This is a genomic window from Microvirga arsenatis (genome assembly GCF_009910705.1).
GTDB lineage: Bacteria > Pseudomonadota > Alphaproteobacteria > Rhizobiales > Beijerinckiaceae > Microvirga > Microvirga arsenatis.
The window spans coordinates 221486-239819 of sequence record NZ_JAAAXJ010000005.1; the positions used below are offsets into that span (position 1 = coordinate 221486).

Here is an 18334-nt window from a genome sequence, read left to right on the forward strand (position 1 = left end):
CGTGGAATCGCCTCTCCTTGGCATGGCGCTGGCCTATGCGGCGCGCGGATGGCCTGTGTTCCCATGCTCGCCCAGCCAGGAGAAGGGCGTCTCGAAGCGGCCGCTCACTCCGAAGGAGACGCAGCCCGGCGCGAAGGATGGAGGCCTGTACCTCGCCACCACGGATGGGGCGCAGATCCGCGAGTGGTGGCGGCGGTGGCCCAAGGCTCTGATCGGTCTGCCGACGGGTGCCCGCTCCGGTATCGTGGTGCTCGATCTCGACCCTGAGACGTTTCCCGCCGACACGATGCTGCGGGCAGTGACAGATTTCTGTGGCGGCGTGCTGCCGCCCTGCCCGGTGGTGCGCACGCAATCGGGCGGGCTGCACCTGTGGTTCGCCTATCCCGATCTGCCGGAGGGCGAGAAGCTCGGCAACCGTGCGGCCTTGTTCAAACATGTGGAAGGCATCGACGAGGCGATCCGCGAGCACGTGGATATTCGTGGCGAGGGGGGCTACGTGATCGTGCCGCCGTCGGTGATGGTCGACGGCCTCGCATACGCCTGGGAAGCGGAACCCGACGACGAGCCTCCACCCGCGCTACCGCCGCGGCTGCTCGACGTGATCCTCCGACGCGGGGAGTTCTCCCGCGACCGGCAGCGGGAGCGGGTGCCCCCTTCGGCGCCGTCGCCAAGCGACCCGGCGGATGACAGCGTGCGCCGTTATGCCATTGCCGCCATGGACAAGGAAATCCAGGAGGTGGCCCGTGCCGGATCCGGCCAGCGCAATCACGCGCTGAATCGGGCCGCCTTCGCGCTGGCGCAGCTCGTCGCGGCGGGCGTGCTCACCGAGAGCGTGGTGCGGGCCTCGCTGGAGGATGCCGCCAACCGCAGCGGTTTGGTGAAGGATGATGGCTGGAAATCCGTGCGCGACACGATTCAGTCCGGTTTCCAGGCAGGCCTGATGCAGCCGCGCGATCTCACTGACGTGGCCGCCAAGGCCCGCGAACGGGCCGAGCGATTCGGCTCCAAGCAGGGCGCGCGTGTGGCGCCGCCTCGATCCGAGGCGCGCCCCGCAGCCCCGTCGTCTCAGGAGCCTGAGGGAACCTTCGATGACGGCGGCGCTTCCGGTGACCGTTTCGACGAGGATGGTGATGCCGGGCCATCGGATGCCGATGCCACGGGTGTCGATCCCGAGGTGCTGGAGCGCTGCGCGGCCCTCGATCACTCCGACACCGACAACGGCCGCCGGCTGATCGCGCATTTCGGGCAGGATCTCTGCGTGATGGAGCAGGAAGGCGCGCGCAATCTCGATTTCCTCGCCTGGACAGGAACGCATTGGGATATCGTCAGCGGCAACGACGCCGCCCTGCGGGTCGCTCAGAAGATCGGCGGCCGCATTGCCCTGGAGGCCGACTTCCTCACCTTCCTGCCGCATGAGAAGCGTCTTCTGGCGGATGCGGAGCGAGCCTCGGCGGAACTCGCGGCAATGGAAACCCGGCGGTCCGAGTGGAACGATGCCGACAAGGCGAAGGTGCGCGACTTGGAGCGATCGATTTCCGCCGGTAAGGAAGCCCGGGCGGCCCTGGACAAGCGCAAGAAGGCGCGCCGGCAGTTCGCCGTCTCGTCCAAGAACAAGGCGAGGCTGGAGGCCATGCTCGCCTGCGCTGCGCCGCATCTCACCCGCCGGCCGGACGCCTTCAATGCTGACCCTATGCTCGTCGCCACCAAGGCGCATACCCTGCGCTTCGTGCGCATGGTCGACGACGAGAACGCCAATTCCGACGAGCCGCGCATGACCGGCAGGGTGGAGGTGATCGAAGGACACCGGCGCGAGGATTACATCACCCATATCGTGCCGGTGCTCTACGATCCGCAGGCGGCATGCCCGAAATGGACCGCGTTCCTTGAGGAATTCCTACCCGTGGAGAGCGTGCGCCGCTGCGTGCAGGTGTTCTCCGGGCTCGGGTTGCTGGGGCTGCCGATTCAGAAGCTGTTGTTTCACTATGGGCTCGGCGCCAACGGCAAGTCGGTTTTCATGGAGGTGCTGATGCGCCTCTTCGGGCCTCTCGCCGTGGGCCTGCCGTCGGAGTCCATCGTCGGCTCCTCGGAACGCTCCGGCGCCGGCGCCAGCCCGGATCTTGCGCGGCTCTACGGCCGGCGCGTGGTGCGCGTGCTCGAGCTGCCGGCGGACAAGCCCGTGCAGGAAGACCTGGTGAAGAAGCTCACGGGCGGCGAGAAGATCCCGGTGCGATCGCTGTTCAAGGGTTTCTTCGAGTTCCAGCCCGTGTTCAAGGCGCACATGTCCGGCAACGGCTTCCCGCGCATCGACGGCACCGACAACGGCATCTGGCGCCGCATTGCGGTGATCCACTGGCCAGTGACACTGGAGGAAAGCCGGCAGGGCAACTTCGAGGATGTGGTGAGCGGCTTTGCCGACGAGCAGTCCGGCATCCTCAACTGGCTTGTCGAAGGGGCCATCACCTACCTCAGGGAAGGGCTCGTGCTGCCCGACGAGGTGAGGGCCGCCACGCAGGAGTACCGCGACGAGATGGACCCGATCGGGCAGTTCGCGGCGGACTGCGTGGAGAAGGCGCCTGGCGAGAATGTGCCGGCACGGACGATGTACGATTCCTACGTGTCGTGGTGCATTGCGAACGCGAAGAAGCCGGTGTTCGAGACCAAGTTCGGCCGGGTGATGAAGACCAAGTTCGCCCGCGACGACAAGAGCCGCATCCGCCAGTACGTCGATTGCCGGCTGCACGACGTGCCACCGCGCCCGGATGCGCAACCCCGCAGCCCCTATGACGACTAAGGCGATGGCCGAAACCCTCGCGTACGCGTGTATTCTTTCGAGGGTTGAGAGGGTTTGCGAGGGTTATACGAAACCCTCGCAAACCACTTAAGTGAGCATGATCAAAGGGTTGCGCGTGTTCTGCGAGGGTTGCGAGGGTTTAGCCTCGCGTATGTATATGTTTTGGGGCTACGGGGGAGGATTTCTAAGACGATGAAAATTCTCATGTATATGGGACAAACCCTCGCAACCCTCGTAGAAGAGTAACTAAATATATGAAGGTGTTGAAGAAAATGGGGCTGCGAGGGTTTTTGAAAACCCTCGATCAACCCTCGCAACTCTCGCAACAGGATTAGGGGCTATGGAAAAGGCGACAATCGATATCGAGGACCTGCTGATCTGGGCCTATCGGGACATGGTGATTGACCGGACCACGCTGCTGCGGGAGGACCGTGAGCCGCCGCCGGCGTGGTCTCCGGGCTTCGGGGCGTTGAAGATGATCGCCGAGCTCGGGCTGCTCATCCCGACTACGGGCGCCGGCATGGACGCGCCGGGCTCGACGGCGCACGAGGATGCCGACCGGGTGCACGCGGCGGTGCTGCGCCTGGGAGAGATGTTCATCGAGGCAGGCGACGACCATGCGCAGGTCTGGGACCGGGCGGAGGAGGAGGCGCTGGGCTTTTCCATCCGCAAGACGGCGCGCGGCTTCGAGGTACGGCCGGCGGATGGTCCCGCCCGCCCGGTGGAGCGGGCGGTGACATCGGCCCTCGTCGTGCTGCATGCCAAGCGGGGCGACAGGCCCGACGTATACGAGGGCTGGCGACCGGGGCAACCGATGCGCATCGATGCGCGCGGGCGGCACGTGCCGGATCACGAGGCCGCTGAGATCTCTGCGCAGGAGGTGAGCGTGGCGCGGGCGCGCTACCACGTGTGGCGCGCCGCGCTGGCGGCCCTGGCGGAGGAACTCGCAGGCGAGCTGGAGCTCTTCACTGTCACCGGCCCGCGCGCGCCGGCGGCGCCCTGGTGGGAGGAACAGCGCGAAAAAAAGATCATCGACATCGGTCCGATGTGCGAGGCTACCCATGCTAAACTCTTGGAGAGGCGAAGGAAAAAGGCGATTTGACAGATGCCCCCTTGACGCTATTCTGGTCACAGTCAATCAGGTCAAGAAAACCCCGGCTCCGCGCCGGGGTTTTGCGTTTCGGGGTGGGTCATGTGATCGAGATCAAGGTCGATACGGTCGATCTCACACGGTTTGCCAACAAGCTCGAAGCTTTGGGAGAGAATGCGCCGCTGGCTATCGGCCGTGCGCTGAACCATACTGGGGCGAAAGCCCGCACGGCGATGATCCGCAGCCTGACCAAGCAGACGGGCCTCAAGCGCAAAGTTATCGTTCGGGCGCTGAAGGTGAACCCGGTCAAGTACGGGAATCCCAAGATCGGGCGGCTGGATGCGCGCTCCTCCTACATCATCGAATCTCGCGGCGGCAACATCTCGCTGAAGTACTTTGATGCACGTGAGGTGCGAAAAGGTGTTTCAGCCAAACCATGGGGCAAACGCCGGTTGTACCCCGGCACGTTTATTCGTGGCGGCCTTCACCCCAACCGGGTCGGCATCTCCAAGCTCGGCGGACATGTGTTCCGCAACGTGGAGGGTGGCAAGTGGCGGGGTAAGATCGAGAAGGTTAAGTCCAACCTCACTATCCCTGAGGAGATGGTGCAGGGTGCAACAGAGGCGGCGTTCTTCCAAGTCGTGCAGAGCGATCTGCCCAAGAGGCTCGAGCATGAAATGGATATCCTTATGCAGATCGAGGGTCTGCTTTGACCGAGGCCACGCCTACCTCATGCGCCCCGAGGGGGTGCGGGTCCTTCCCGGGCCCCACCCTCTCGCGGGCGAGATCGCTCCCGAATTTCTGCCAGTAATCCACCTCCAAATTCAGGGTTGACGACGTTGACGACGGTGACAACTGCGGTTGACGCACCGCGCACCGTCATGTGGTCTGTGTCCCAGATCGCGGAGCGCGACGGCGTCTCGAGACAAGCGGTCTCTAAGAAGGTAAAAACGCTCGTGGAGCGTCACGGCCTCACGGTCGAGCGGGACGGGCAGGGGCGCATTCAGGCGGTGAACGTCGCCGAGTACGACCACCTGAACGGTCGCTACGGCGACCCCTCGAAGGCGCAGGTCCCGCGCAAGACTGAGGCGCAGGATCTGCCGAAAAGCGAATCCTATGACGAGGCCCTGCGCCAGAAGACCTGGCATGAGGCCGAGCGCCGACGCATCGAACTCGACGAACTCAAGAAAAGGTTGGTGCGGGTCGATGCCCTGCTCGATGCCATCGCCCGCGTGGGCGAGGACATCGTGCGGGTGATCGATCGCCTGCCCAACGCCACCGACGATCTCGCCGCGGCCGTCGCCCGCGAGGGCGCGCATGGCTTGCGCGTCGGACTCAAGAACGTAGCGGCGAAGATGCGGCAGGATGTGGCGCAGGCTCTCGCCGCTCTGGCCGAGAGCGCGCCCGCCACCGATGAAGCGCCGCCGGCCCCGGAACATGCCCCATGAGCGGACATCCTTCTGCCCTGCGGCTTCTGGCCGAGCGGCTCGCTGAGAGCATCAGGCCGCCGCGTCCGATGCCATTATCGCAGTGGCTGGCCGAGAACCTGGAGCTGGTCGACGGCCCTCTCGCCGGTGAGTTGTGGGATCCAGCCGGAGCGCCGTACCTGGTCGAGATCGCCGACTGCCTGTCGGAAGATCACCCGTGCAATCTGGTCACGGTGCGTAAGTCGCAGCAGACCGGCGCTTCGATCCTGGCGCTGGGCTGGACCCTCTACGTGTCAGAGCGCGAGCCGGCGAACCTGCTCTACGGCGTTCCGGGCATCGACGCGCTACGCGACCTCAACAGTGGCAAGCTTCAGCCGCTGATAGACGCGTGGCAGAAGCGAACGAACCGTCAGGTGATCGTGCCGCAGACCTCGCGCTCCGGCACCGGGTCGACTACCTATGAAAAAGTCTTCCCGGGCGGACGCATCTGGCTCGCCAATGCCAACACCGTCATGGACCTCTCGTCGAAGACGGCGAAGAAAGGGGTCAAGGACGAACTGTCGAAGTGGCAGGACATCCCCGGCTTCGGCGATCCGGAGACACTGTTCTTCGGGCGCTTCACCGCCTTTCGCCGGACCAAGAGCTACAAGATCCTTGAGATCTCGACGCCAGAAATCGACACTGGCGACGAGCTCGGCGAGATGCCCGGCCATTGCCGCATCGACAGGAGCTTCAAGCGCTCCGATCAGCGCTACTGGAATCTGACCTGCCCGGAATGCCAGCGGCTGTTCGTGCATTCCTTCGAACGCTTCAAGGTCAACGAGAAGCAGCCGCACAAAAGTGTCTACGTGCACTCCTGCGGCCACGAAATTTCCGAGGCCGAGCGGGTCGCGGGCGTGAAGGCCGGCCGGTGGATCCCGATGCTCGACGATCCCGATCGTCACCCTGGGTTTCACATCGATGCCTTCATCTCGCTGATGATGAGTTACGAGGCCATCGCCGAGGACTGGATCAAGGCGCAGAAGTCGGAAAGCGCCAAGAAGGATTTTTACAACCTCAATCTCGGCTTGCCGTTCAAGTTCACCGGCAACGCGCCCGATCACGTCAAGCTGATGGAGCGCCGCGAGGAGGGGATGAAACGCGGGCATGTGCCACCGCGCGGTCTCATCCTGGTGGCATCCGCGGACGTGCAGATGCGCGGCATCTGGGTGATGGTTACTGCCTATGCTTCCAATCGGGAGCGGTGGGTGGTGGAGGCCCTCTATCTCGACGGCGATACGTCCACCCCCGATGGTGAGGCGTTCCAGAAGCTGCGTCAGCAGGTGCTGGAGCGGAAATACCCGGACGCCTTCGGGCGCCTGCGGACCATCGACGCGCTCGGCATCGATTCCGGCTATCGCACCCATGTGGTCTATGCCTGGGTGCGCAACACTCAGCGACCTCACCCGGACACTGGCCGAGATCTCATTCTCGCGCTGAAAGGCGACGAGGGTTGGGGCAAACCGGCCATCGGTCAGCCGGTGCTTGTCGACATCGATCTCGACGGCCGCAAGGTCAAGCAGGGGTGTAAGAAGTGGGGTGTCGGCACGTGGCCGCTCAAGGGCAGCTACTACGCCGACCTGCACAAGGAGGGCGTCAAGTCCGGCAAACTCACGGACCCGGATGGCTACTGCCATTTCGGAACGTGGCAGGACGAGGAGTTCTTCAAGCAACTCACGGCCGAGGGGCTTGAGGACATCATCGTCAAGGGCCGGGTTACTGGACGCCGATGGGTGCCGCTGCGCCCGGACAATCACTTCTTCGATTGCGCTGTCTACAACGACGCACTCGCCGAATACCTCGGGCTGTCGACCATGACGCCTGAGGAGTGGGCCGCGCTGGCGCGGGCCCGGGGGCTGCCGGACGAGCTTCTGAAGGTCGACCTCTTCACGCCTACGCGGAGCGTCGCGACCGAACAGGAGCCGCCCGGTGCGCCCGCGCCGCCGGCCCACGATCAAACGCCTTCCGCTGAACCGGAATCCTCCTGGTTCGACGACCGCACCGACGACTGGATGGGACGCCGCTAACGATGGCCTTCTCGCAGAATGACATCGATACCCTGAAGAGGGCCATCGCCACGGGCGCGCTCAAGGTTCGTTATGCAGACGGGCGCGAGACCACCTTCCGCTCCCTCAAGGAGATGCGGGAAACCCTGGAGATGATGGAAACCGAGGTGAGAGGCGAGGCGAGGATCCGCACGTCCTTCGCCTCCTTCGAACGCGATTGAGGACATCATGAACATTCTCGATCGCGCAATCGAGTTCTTCGCGCCCCGCGCCGGGCTGCGCCGGGCCGAGGCTCGCTTCGTGCTCGATCAGGTCCGCTCCTACGAATCGGCCCGCATCGGCCGGCGCACGGAAGGGTGGCAGGCCTCCAAAGGCTCCGCCAATTCCCTGATCAAGGGCAAGCTGCCCTTGATCAGGGCGCGCTCCCGCGAGCTGGTGCGCAACACCTGGTGGGGGCCCCGGATCGTGTCGGTGTTCACCGCGCATGCGGTCGGCACCGGCCCGACCCCGGTGAGCAAAACCGGCAACCGAACCCTCGACCGCAAGGCTGCGAAGCTCTGGCGCGAGTGGGGCAAGACCTGCGACGCCGAAGGCCAACTCGACATCAATGGTCTCCTCGCCCTGGCCTGCCGCACCACGATTGAATCGGGCGAGGTGCTGGCGCGAAAGATCCTCACGCCGCTCGACGGCACCCGGAAGGTGCCGCTCGAGATCATGCTGCTGGAGCCCGACCACCTGGACGGAAGCCGCGACCGGGCCGATGCCGAAGTGGTCATCGATCAGGGGATCGAGTACGGCCGCAACGGGAAGCGCACGGCCTATTGGCTGCTGCCGGAACACCCAGGTTCTCAGATCGTCCGCTCGCGCGCCGCCTCGCAGCGCATCGCCGCCTCCGACATCCTTCATCTTTACCGCAAGGACCGGGTCGGGCAGGGGCGCGGTGTGCCGTGGCTCTCGCCGGTGGCGCTTAAGGGACGCGATCTGGCGGACCTTGAGGATGCAATCATCGTCAAGGCGAAGGTCGAGGCCTGCTTCGCGGCCTACGTCAAGACCAATGATCCGGCACGCACCATCGGGCAGGCGCATACCGAGCAACGCGGCGGCGGCAAGAACCGCCGTATCGAGCGCCTTTCTCCTGCCATGGTCACCTACCTCGAGCAGGGCGAGGAAATGGGTTCGGTGAACCCCTCCTCGTCGCTGGCGTTCGACGCGGTGCTCATCAACACCTGGATGGCGCTCGCGGCGGGAGCCGGACTCACATACGACCAGCTCACCGGCGATCTGCGCCAGGCGAACTATTCCAGCCTGCGGGCAGGGAAGATCGAGTTCCGCCGCCTGGTGGAGCAGTTCCAATGGCTCACGCTGGTGCCGATGCTGCTCGATCCGCTTTGGCAGGCCTTCACCGAGGCCGCCCAGGATTGGGGTGCCTTGCCGCGACGGGCTGGCGGCTACCCGGTCGAGTGGATCATGCCGGCGGTGGAGCCCATCGACCCGCTGAAGGATCTGCAGGCCGACATTCTGGCCGTGCGCGCCGGTCGCATGACTTGGCCGCAATTCGTGGCCGCCTGGGGCTTCGAGCCCGAGGAGCAACTCGACGAAATCGAGCGCTGGCAGAAGGACATCGACAAGCGGGGGATCGTGCTGGACGCCGATCCGCGCCGGGCGCTCAAGGGCGTCAAGGGTGCGCCGCAGGACGATGTCAGCGAGCCGGGCTCCTCAACCTCTAAGGATCCGCCGGATGAACAAGCCGATTGATCAAAGGGCATTGCCGTCGGCTCTGCCGCTGCAGACCCGCGCTGCCCCAGTCACTACGGTGGATGCGGAAAAGCGCACTGTCGAGGTGACTTGGACCACCGGCGCCGCGGTGCGCCGCCGCCGCTGGGTGGGATGGGACACCGTCGTTCCCTTCGACGAGATCCTCACGGTGAGCCGCGATGCGGTGAACCTGGAGCGCCTCAATGCCGGTGCTCCCGTTCTCGACAGTCACTCGATGTGGTCGACCTTCTCGCAGGTCGGCGTCGTCGAGCGAGCGTGGATTGAAGGTGGTGAGGGCCGCGCGGTTGTCCGCTTTCCTTCCAAGGGAACGGACGAGAACGCGGACCGCATCTTCGCTCTCGTGTCTGAGGGCATCCTCCGAAACATCTCGGTCGGCTACTCCATCGACAAGGTGCGGGTGGTCCAGCCTGAAAAAGCCGGAGAGGTCGAGAAGCGGATTGCGGAGCGGTGGACGCCGCACGAGATCTCCTTTGTGACTATACCGGCCGATCCCGGCGCCCAGGTCCGGGGTCATGACAATGCGGCGATGTACCCGGTCGAGATTATCGGTCGCATCGACGCCGCACCCGACCCTCTGTCTCACTCCACGATCGCTCGCATGCGCATGCGCGAGGCCCTCGCCTCGGCACGGTGATCGAACCCTTCACAATTGCCGCCTGCGCCCGCCGGGGCCGCAGGAAAACGGTCGACAGCCCCGGATGATCCATGAGGAACCAACGATGTTGAAGGCCCATAGCCTGAAGTTGGCGGCCGTCGCTTTTGCGCTGTGCGCCGCCTTTGTGATGTTCTCCCCGGAAGCGTTCGCCGCCACCTTGCCGGTCAAGGCGTCGCTCATCGATCACTCGTCCGTGCTGCAGCTGGTGTCCGAAGCCGGCATCGCCCTCGCGACCCTGCGCTCCAAGCACGACGACCTTGTCTCCCGCGCCCAGGCCAAGCAGGCGGAGATCAAGGACGGCATGGCGCCCGAGGACGTGAAGCGGATCGAAGACGAGCATGCAGTCCTCGTTCGCGAGATCGAGGGAGTGAAGGAGGATATCCGAAAAGCGGAACAGGAGGAACGCTCCAATCCAGCCTCCGTCGCTGCCGAGCGGACCCGTTCCGCCGAGATCACCACGCTGGCCCAGCGCCACAACATGCCGGCCGACTTTGCCGCCAAGCACATCGCGGACGGCACCTCCCTGGAGGATGTCCGCAAGATCGTTCTCGACGAGGTGGCCAAGCGTGCGGAGCAGAGCCGCATCTCCCCCAGGGCGACGGTCCTCACCGATGAGGGCGACACTATCCGCGCCGCCGTGGAGACCGCGATCCTCCACCGTGCCAACCCGGCCGCCGTCAAGCTCGATGACGCGGCACGCTCATGGCGGGGCATGTCGCTCCTCGAGATGGGGCGCGTGTTCGTGGAAGACACGCAGGGCGTGAAGCTGCGCGGCCTCGGCAAGCGCGAGCTGGCTGGCGTGCTGCTCGGCCTCGACCGCCGCTCGGGCATGATGTCGACCTCCGACTTCCCGCAGCTCCTCGCCAATGTCGCCTCCAAGCGCCTGCGCGACGGCTATGGCTCCGCCCGCCAGACCTGGCGTCCGTTCTCCCGCCAGTCCAATGCCCCGGACTTCAAGGAACGGGCGATCGTTCAGCTCTCAGGCATGCCGGAGTTCCTGAAGGTGAAGGAAGGTGGCGAATACCAGAGCGCCTTCCTCGGAGAGAGCGTCGAGAAGTATGCGCTGGCCACCTACGGCCGCATCATCTCGATCACGCGCCAGACCCTGATCAACGACGATCTCGGCGCCTTCGACCGTCTGCCGACCTTGTTCGGCCGAGCCGCGGCGGAGCTGGAGAGCGATCTGGTCTGGGGCGTCCTCCTCAACAACCCGAAGATGGGCGACAACGTGGATCTCTTCCATGCGGACCACGGCAACCTCGCGGCTTCGGGCGGTGCTCCGAGCGAGACCACCGTCGAGGCGGCGGAAATCGCCATCGGCGCTCAGAAGGATGCTGCGGGCAAGCCGCTCAATCTGACGCCTCGCTTCCTCGCCGTATCGCGCAAACACAAGGTCGGCGCCCAGAAGCTGCTGACGGCCGTCACGGCGTCGAAGACCGGCGATGTGAACGTCTATCAGAACACGATGGATCTCATCGTCGAGGATCGCCTCTACAACGCCGGCGGCGCCTGCCCCTGGTTCATCATCGGCGATCCGGCGCAGTGGGATACCATCGAGTACGCCTATCTCGAAGGCGAGGAAGGCCTCTACACCGAGGAGCGCATGGGCTTCGAGGTCGATGGGATCCAGATCAAAGGACGCCTCGATTTCGCGGCGAAGGCGATCGATCACAAGGCCTTCTACAAGAATCCCGGCAACTGAGCCGGTCTGACCTGATCGCCCGGCGGCCGGATCCCCGGCCGCCGCCTGTTCATACCATCGCGAGACTGCTCTCATGAAAAACCATGTCAAGAAGGGCGACACGCTCACCGTGCCGGCTCCTTATGCCGTTGCCTCGGGCGACGGCGTGCTGGTCGGCTCCATCTTCGGAGTGGCCGTCACCAGCGCCGCCCAGGGCGAGGATGTCGAGATCAAGACGACGGAAGTCTTCGATCTCAAGAAGACGTCGGCCCAGGCCTGGGCGCTCGGCGCCCTGATCTACTGGGACAACACGGCCAAGGAAGCGACGACGACCGCCACGAACAACAAGCTCATCGGAGCTGCGATTGCCGCCGCCGCCAATCCGTCAGCGACCGGCAAGGTCCGTCTCAACGGCGCCTTCACGTCGTAATCCGCCATGCCCTCGCTCTTCGCATCCCTCGAACAGGCGGCGGGTGAGACCGTCGACTCCGTCTTCGCCGAGGCCTTCCTCCTTCAGCCTCGCGCCAAGGCCGGCGGCGACGTGAACGCCCGAGCCGGCAATGCCGGCCCGGCCGTCCCGTTTCGGGGGATCTTCTCGTGCAACGGGCAGGCCATTACCGCCAAGACGCGCGGGCGGGTGGAGGACACCGACACCACCGCGCTGATCGCCGCGCCGCCCTTCGTGGATGCCTTCGCGTCCGCGTTTCCTGAACGCCCGCAGGTGGGCTGGCACGTCACGCGTGCCGAGACCGGCGAGCGCTTCCGGATCGCGGAGGTGATGGACCGCGAGGGCGGGCGGCTCATCCTTGCTCTGACGAGGCAGCAATGAGCCTTGCCCGCACCGCCCTGCGTCTGGCCACCGTCGCCGCTCTTAAAGACGATCCCGTGATTGCCGCAATGTGCGGTGAGATCACCGCCTACGGCGAACTCTCAATTCGCATCTACGACTCTCGTCTGGAGGAGTTCGACCGCAAGGAGCCGGTGCCGGTGATCGTCGTCACCACCGACGACGACCGGCGCGAAAGCAACGCGGCGGGCGGGCCTGCCATCGAGCACGTGGTCGATCTCACCGTCGAGATCGCCATGAAGGCGCTGGCAACGGACGATGCCGACCAGGTTCTCGGCATCGGGTCGCCCGCAACAGACGGTGAGATCGAAGCCTCGCTCGACCTGCTCGAGGAGCGGGTGATCGAGGCGCTGGAGTTCGCCGATGCGGCCTCGCTGGTCCGTAAGGTCACGCGCCGTCCGCCTGCGATGAAATCCTCTCGCTTCGTCACCGACGAGACCGGCGAGAAGCTGGCGATCCGGCTGGTGACGCTGACGGCCTCGCTGAAAGGCGAGGACCGGCACGCGGCGGATATCCCGCAGGGTCCCTTCGCCCGCCTGCCGGAACCCCTGCGCACGGTGTGCGCGGCAATGCCGGAGGGCTCCTCGGCGCGGGCCACCTGCCAGATGATTCACGATGCCCTGCCTCCGTTGGAGGTGGAGCTCTACACGGGCGCGGACATCACCCTGCGCCCCGATCCATCCCAGCCGCTGCCGCAGCCGGGGGAGGGCGAGCCGCACGCTCCCCTGGTCCAGGTGCAGGCCGTCCGTCCGTGAGGGACCATGTCAGACCGCATCTACGTCAAGCCCGCCGTCGCCGGCGCTCAGATCTTCGATCCCCTCCGGGGTCACTACGTGCCGCAGGACGGGGCCTTCGTGCCCCGTGACCCGTACTGGTCCGGGCTTCTGGTCCGGGCCGACCTGGTGGAGGCAAAGCCTCCGAAGGAGCCCGCGCCGGAACCGGCGCCCGCCACCCCCGAATCCTAAACCCCACCCGGGCCGCATGACGCGGCCCTCTTCATTTTCGAGGAGAGCCGTTCATGGCTGTCGCCTTCAACAACATGCCGGGCAACATTCGGGTGCCCGGTGCCTATTTCGAGGTGAATGCGGGCGTCCCGCCCTATTCCGGCCTGTCGCGGACCCTGCTGATCGGCCGCAAGACATCGGCGGGCTCGGCGGAAATCGGCAAGGTCGTGAACCTGGGATCGGGCGATCCCAACGCTCTGTTCGGCGCAGGATCCATGCTGGCCGACATGGCGCTCTACGCCCGCCAGCACAATCCCATCGGCGAGATCTGGCTGCTGCCGGTCACGGATCCGTCCGGCACGGCCGCCTCCGGCTCAATCGCCATCACCGGCACGGCGACCGCCGCCGGCACGCTGGTGCGCTACGTTGCGGGCGAGCGCTATTCGGTTGGTGTCGCGGTCGGCGATACGGCCGCCACGGTGGCCACGGCCCTCAAGGCTGCCATCGACCGGGGCTACACCAAGTTCAACCGCGCCATGAGCGCGCCCGTCACCACGGCGGTCTCGACCGGCACCGTGACGCTTACGGCCCGCCATGTGGGCACCGAGGGCAACGGCATCCGCATCGAGGCGGGCCTCGACGGCGACGAGATCGACCCGGCGGGTCTGACCGTCACCATCACGCCCATGTCGGGCGGGACCGGCGACGTGGACCTCGCCGCAGCCCTTGCCGCGCTCGGCGACGCGCCCTTCGATCACATCGGCTCGCCCTACGTGTCGGCGAGCCAGCTCAACGCTGTGCGTGACTTCCTGTCCGATTCGGGCACGGGCCGATGGGCGCCGACGGTCGGCCTGATGGGGCACAACTTCACCGCTTTCAATGGCAACCTTGCTGCGCAGACGGCGCTCGGCCAGGGCCGCAACGACCAGCACACCTCGATCCTCGGCCTCAACAACTACCCGCATCCGTCCTGGTGCTGGGTAGCGGCCTTGGTGGGCGTGGTGGGCTTATCGAAGGATCTCGGACGCCTCGTTACCGAGGCGGTCGAGATCGCCCGCCCGTTGCAGACGCTGGTGCTCCAGGGCCTTCGCGGCCCGAAGGCAGCCTCCGACCAGTGGAAGATGGCCGACCGGCAATCGCTCTACTCGAACGGCATCTCGGCGGTGACCTTCCGCGCCGACGGGCAGGCCGCCATCGACCGGGTGGTGACCACCTACCGCACCAATGCTTGGGGGCAGCCCGACATCACCTATCTCGATGTCGAGACCATGTACATCGCCATGTACGCGGCCCGGTACTTCAAGCAGCGCATCCTCGCCACCTATCCGCGCCACGTGCTGAAGGACGAGAACCCGCGCAAGGTGCAGGGCATCGTCACCCCGCCGCAGATCAAGGCGACGCTCATCCACGCCTACCGCGAGCTGTTCGATGCTGGTCTGGCCGAGAAGCCGGAGCTGTTCGCACAGTTCGTGATCGTGGAGCGGTCCGGCGACCCGAACCGGGTCAACGCCTACATCCCCTTCGATGTGGCGAACCAGCTCCGGGTGTTCGCGGCCAACGTTACGATCTTTCCCGAACTCAACAGCCAGATCGCGGCGCTTCAATAAGCGCCGCTCCTTCCTCTTGTCCGATAGGAGACACACGCCATGGATACCAAGGGCGGTCGCTTCACCCTCGACATCAACGGCCGCACCGTCTCCGGGCGCGGCGCAGCCAAGATCAAGCCGGCGCGCGCCGTGCCGACGAACGGGGTCAACATGGATGGCACCGGCTACAGCACGGTGGAGCCCAAGCTTGCCTCGCTCGAACTCACCTTCGATCGAGGCGTCGGCCTGCGGTGGGACGAGACGATGCTGCTCGAACGGATCAACGTCACCTTCGTCGAGGACGATGCGGGCGTGACCCATCTCTACACCCGCGGCCGCTGGGCCGGCGAGCCGGAGATCGACAGCCAGACCGGCGAGGTGTCCGGCCTCTCCATCGAAACCGACAGCTATCAGCAGATCAGGGCGTGATCAGCGTCTCAGCCCTTCGGTCTGGTCGGAATGGCCTCGATCATCGGTGGCTGGAGGATGACCCGCTTCTTATAGCCAGAGACGATGTCCTCCTTGATGTCTTCGACGTCGAGCACGAAGCGCACTGACATCCGACACTTGTCGGAACTCAAAGCCGTTCGGATTTGGTGACAGTTGTCTTGAAGCCATAGCCGCGCGGGGACGGGCTCCACTTTCTGGGCGAATATCACCGCAGGGGTTGAAGTGACGCAGCGGAAGTCATCGACATCGGCATAGTAGCACTGAAGGCCAAGCAGCTTGACCTTCTGACCGTCGTACTTGCGAGGGCTGACCGCGACGTCTTCGGCGTCGATGATCTTCCAGTCCTTGGTTTCGGCGGCGTTCTTGAGCCAGTCTATGCACCATTGCTGGAGTTCGGCAGGCCAATTTTTCTTGCAGGTCGGCTCGATCTTCTTCGGATCGACCGTTTGGGAAAGGGCCGATGTCGTCAGCATCAGGCCTATCAGACAAACAACGATGCGCATGGCGCCTCCAACTGGCAGTTGAGAACCGCAAAGCTGCCAGAACGCGCAATCCCGCGCAATTGGGTTTCGTTCGTAATCATCCCTCCGCTCCGTGATGGGCTGCGGCGGGTGAGCGTGATGCAAGGACAATCGATGAAGACAGTTACCTTGAGCCAGTCCTACATGACGCATGAGGGGAGCTCGGACAAAGTGTCCTTTCGTGAACCGGTCTTCAACGACGTCATGGAGTTCGGCGAGCCCATAGCCAAAGGCCTGATGGCCGACGGGGTCTATATCCACAACGTCAATTACGAGGCGGTCCGCTCCTATGCCGAGCGCCTCGTGCAGTCGCCGTGGAACGCTGCCCTGCTGGGGCAGCTTAACGTCAAGGACAGTTTCCGGGTCGTGGATGCGATTCGGAGTTTTTTCGAACAGCCGGCGCCATCCGCGAGCGAGCCGACGACCTCGTCTTCACGCTCGGATGGGACGCCGGCAGCGTCGGCCAACTGACGCTTTCCCAGATTGCCTATTGGCATGAGCGCGGCGTCGCCGTCTGGAACGATCCCAAGCACCCGATGTGGAGGCGCTACCGATGAGCACGCGGACCATGGAAGCCCGCGCGGTCATCACGGCCGCTGACAAGACCGGGCGGGTGTTCCAGCAGGTTGCGGGCAAGATGAAGGCCCTCAACCAGCAGGCCCGCGCCGTCGGCACGACCGTCTCGCGCTCCAACGCGATGATGGCGACCTCCGCCCGCGCTCTGGCTCCGGTGCTCAACCCGTCCGTGTTGGGGGCGGGTGCTGTAGCGCTCGGCATCAAGCATGTGACCGATGAGGCGCTGTCGCTCGAGCGCACGATGATCAAGGTTGGAAAGGCAACCAACGCCTCCGGCTCGGACTTGAAAGGTTATGAGACCGCCATCCTCGATCTGGCACGGGCAACGGGCAAGTCGAAGGAAGAGGTAGGCGACGTTCTCGCCTCTGCGGCCTTCGCAGGGCGTCCCGCGCACGAGCTCCTGCGCTACACCGAGTATGCCACCAAGGCGACGGGGGCTTGGGGCACCTCCGCCAAGGAGACCGGTCAGGCCCTTGCCGAGCTCGGCAACATCTACAAGGCCGACCAGGGTCGCCTCGAAGAGATCGGCGACGCCATCAACCATGTAGCGGACAACGCGGCCGCGAGCGAGCCCGATCTGATCGAGTTCCTGCGCCGCTCCGGCGCCGTGGGCGCTCAAGCGGGAATGACGGCCGAGCAGACCATCGCCATCGGTGCGGCGATGAAGGAGGTGGGCGTCAACACCGAGGTGGCGGCGAATACCTACAACACCCTCATGAACGCCATGGCCTTAGGCGATGGGTTCTTGAAGAGCAGCGGGCGCGGCTTCAAGGCACTCGGCCTTGATGCAGCCAAGGTGCAGAAGGAGTTTGCGAAGAAGCCGCTGGAGACCACGGTCAAACTGCTGGAGCGTATCAACAAGATCAAGGATCCGATCAAGCGGGCCGAGATCCTGACCGACATGTTCGGCAAGGAGTACCAGGACAACATCGCGATCCTCTCCGGCAATCTCGATGGAGTGCAAAGGGCCCTCGGCCTCGTGGCCAACAAGGGATCTTATGCCGGTTCCGTGATGAGGAACTTCCAGACATCCATCGATACCGATGTGGGGCGGATCGAGCGCGCCACTCAGGCCATCGACGTGCTGTCCACCCGCGCCGGCAACGGATTCAAGCTGGTGGCGGGCGACCTCGCGGAGGGTGTCAACCGCTTCGTCGACGGCATCGAGAAGACCAGCCGGGCCATGGAGGAGGCTGACCGGATCCGAAAGCTCGCTCAGCAGGAGCGGGAGAAAGAGCTTGGTCCGAAATCGCCTCTCAATCCCCTGAACTGGCTGCCGACGCCGGAGCAGGTGCCGCAGGCTGAGAAGGATCGGAGGACCCTTGAGGATCTCAAGGCCAACAAGCCGATTGTCGACAACATCGGCATCGGGCGCGGCAGCCATCTCCTGAAGAACCAGACGCTCAACTTCAACGAGTTGATGAAGAGCGACAACGAGGAAATCCGCCGGGAAGCGTCCCGGCGCTTCTTAGAACAGCAGCGCAGCAGGTTTGTCGCCGAGCGGAGCGCGAATGAGGTGTCGGCTCTCACGAGAGCCGCAGACCTCAGGGAGCTTGCCGACCGTCAGCGTGCCGGCGGCGGGTTCGGATTGAAGGACACCGAGCGCAAGCTGTTCTTTGCCGACCATGATCTCGAAGTCATGCGCCGCGGAAACCAATCGCGGTACTCCGCAGGGCAGACGACGTATTCGTGGGCTGGCGACGACAGCGATGCGCGAGGCGTTCCCACGCCGCGCATCGGCAGCGTCCCTCTGCCGCCGCCGCGGCCCGTCGATGTGACCGGCAAGGTGGAACTCGACCCCTCGTCGAAAGCCACCGTCGAGGTCAAGGTGAAGGTCGACGGCGGTCAAGTGACTGGTATGTCCGCTCAATCCTCCGGCAGCATCCAGGCCAGCGTCGGCACCTCCATGCCGCACATCAAGGCCGGACCGCGATAGGGGCTCACC

The 18334-nt window shown here is 65.0% G+C and carries 18 protein-coding genes; 17 read left to right on the forward strand and 1 reads right to left on the reverse strand.

Features of this window, described 5'->3' with window-relative positions:
• The first annotated feature begins 1 nt into the window (after window position 1).
• The 15 genes from GR303_RS12370 to GR303_RS12440 all read left to right on the forward strand — a co-directional run bounded on the left by GR303_RS12370 (window position 2) and on the right by GR303_RS12440 (window position 15271).
• Window positions 2-2791 carry a phage/plasmid primase, P4 family gene (locus GR303_RS12370; RefSeq protein WP_210254027.1) on the forward strand — a complete coding sequence of 930 codons (2790 nt, stop codon included), beginning with the start codon at window positions 2-4 and terminating at the stop codon, window positions 2789-2791.
• 340 nt (window positions 2792-3131) lie between these two features.
• Entirely contained in the window at window positions 3132-3893 is a 762-nt protein-coding gene (locus GR303_RS12375) for a hypothetical protein (RefSeq protein ID WP_161725840.1), read from the forward strand.
• A gap of 92 nt (window positions 3894-3985) precedes the next feature.
• A complete protein-coding gene (locus GR303_RS12380) occupies window positions 3986-4594 on the forward strand; it encodes a phage tail protein (protein WP_161725839.1) in 609 nt (202 codons plus the stop codon).
• Window positions 4595-4729: 135 nt separating this feature from the next.
• A complete protein-coding gene (locus tag GR303_RS12385; protein WP_161725838.1) occupies window positions 4730-5329 on the forward strand; it encodes an ArsR family transcriptional regulator in 600 nt (199 codons plus the stop codon).
• The gene (locus GR303_RS12390) at window positions 5326-7374 is read left to right on the forward strand and encodes a terminase gpA endonuclease subunit (protein ID WP_161725837.1); all 2049 of its coding nucleotides are present in this window, start codon (window positions 5326-5328) and stop codon (window positions 7372-7374) included. Before GR303_RS12385 ends, GR303_RS12390 begins: the two co-directional genes overlap by 4 nt.
• 2 nt (window positions 7375-7376) lie before the next feature.
• Window positions 7377-7574, forward strand: a complete 198-nt coding sequence (locus GR303_RS12395; RefSeq protein WP_161725836.1) for a phage head-tail joining protein — start codon at window positions 7377-7379, stop codon at window positions 7572-7574.
• Window positions 7575-7581: 7 nt separating this feature from the next.
• Window positions 7582-9108, forward strand: coding sequence for a phage portal protein (locus tag GR303_RS12400; RefSeq protein ID WP_161725835.1), 1527 nt, complete (start codon window positions 7582-7584; stop codon window positions 9106-9108).
• A complete protein-coding gene (locus GR303_RS12405; RefSeq protein WP_161725834.1) occupies window positions 9092-9763 on the forward strand; it encodes an HK97 family phage prohead protease in 672 nt (223 codons plus the stop codon). Before GR303_RS12400 ends, GR303_RS12405 begins: the two co-directional genes overlap by 17 nt.
• 85 nt (window positions 9764-9848) lie before the next feature.
• Window positions 9849-11486: a phage major capsid protein gene (locus tag GR303_RS12410; RefSeq protein ID WP_161725833.1), complete on the forward strand. Its 1638-nt coding sequence runs from the start codon at window positions 9849-9851 to the stop codon at window positions 11484-11486.
• A 73-nt stretch (window positions 11487-11559) separates the two neighbouring features.
• Window positions 11560-11895: a DUF2190 family protein gene (locus GR303_RS12415; protein WP_161725832.1), complete on the forward strand. Its 336-nt coding sequence runs from the start codon at window positions 11560-11562 to the stop codon at window positions 11893-11895.
• Window positions 11896-11901: 6 nt separating this feature from the next.
• Window positions 11902-12294, forward strand: a complete 393-nt coding sequence (locus GR303_RS12420) for a hypothetical protein (RefSeq protein WP_161725831.1) — start codon at window positions 11902-11904, stop codon at window positions 12292-12294.
• The gene (locus tag GR303_RS12425) at window positions 12291-13067 is read left to right on the forward strand and encodes a hypothetical protein (RefSeq protein WP_161725830.1); all 777 of its coding nucleotides are present in this window, start codon (window positions 12291-12293) and stop codon (window positions 13065-13067) included. Before GR303_RS12420 ends, GR303_RS12425 begins: the two co-directional genes overlap by 4 nt.
• 6 nt (window positions 13068-13073) lie before the next feature.
• The gene (locus GR303_RS12430) at window positions 13074-13277 is read left to right on the forward strand and encodes a DUF2635 domain-containing protein (protein ID WP_161725829.1); all 204 of its coding nucleotides are present in this window, start codon (window positions 13074-13076) and stop codon (window positions 13275-13277) included.
• Between the two features lie 53 nt (window positions 13278-13330).
• On the forward strand, window positions 13331-14863 hold the full coding sequence (locus GR303_RS12435; protein ID WP_161725828.1) for a phage tail sheath subtilisin-like domain-containing protein: 1533 nt from the start codon (window positions 13331-13333) through the stop codon (window positions 14861-14863).
• A gap of 39 nt (window positions 14864-14902) precedes the next feature.
• Window positions 14903-15271 (forward strand): phage tail tube protein, encoded by a 369-nt coding sequence (locus GR303_RS12440; protein WP_161725827.1) that lies wholly within the window; start codon window positions 14903-14905, stop codon window positions 15269-15271.
• 8 nt (window positions 15272-15279) lie between these two features.
• Here the strand turns inward: GR303_RS12440 and GR303_RS12445 are convergent, their stop codons facing one another.
• On the reverse strand, window positions 15280-15795 hold the full coding sequence (locus tag GR303_RS12445; protein ID WP_161725826.1) for a hypothetical protein: 516 nt from the start codon (window positions 15793-15795) through the stop codon (window positions 15280-15282).
• Window positions 15796-15927: 132 nt separating this feature from the next.
• Here GR303_RS12445 and GR303_RS12450 point away from each other — a divergent pair, with 132 nt between their 5' ends.
• Window positions 15928-16284: a hypothetical protein gene (locus tag GR303_RS12450; protein WP_161725825.1), complete on the forward strand. Its 357-nt coding sequence runs from the start codon at window positions 15928-15930 to the stop codon at window positions 16282-16284.
• Window positions 16285-16366: 82 nt separating this feature from the next.
• Window positions 16367-18325 (forward strand): phage tail tape measure protein, encoded by a 1959-nt coding sequence (locus tag GR303_RS12455; protein WP_161725824.1) that lies wholly within the window; start codon window positions 16367-16369, stop codon window positions 18323-18325.
• Window positions 18326-18334 lie beyond the last annotated feature (9 nt).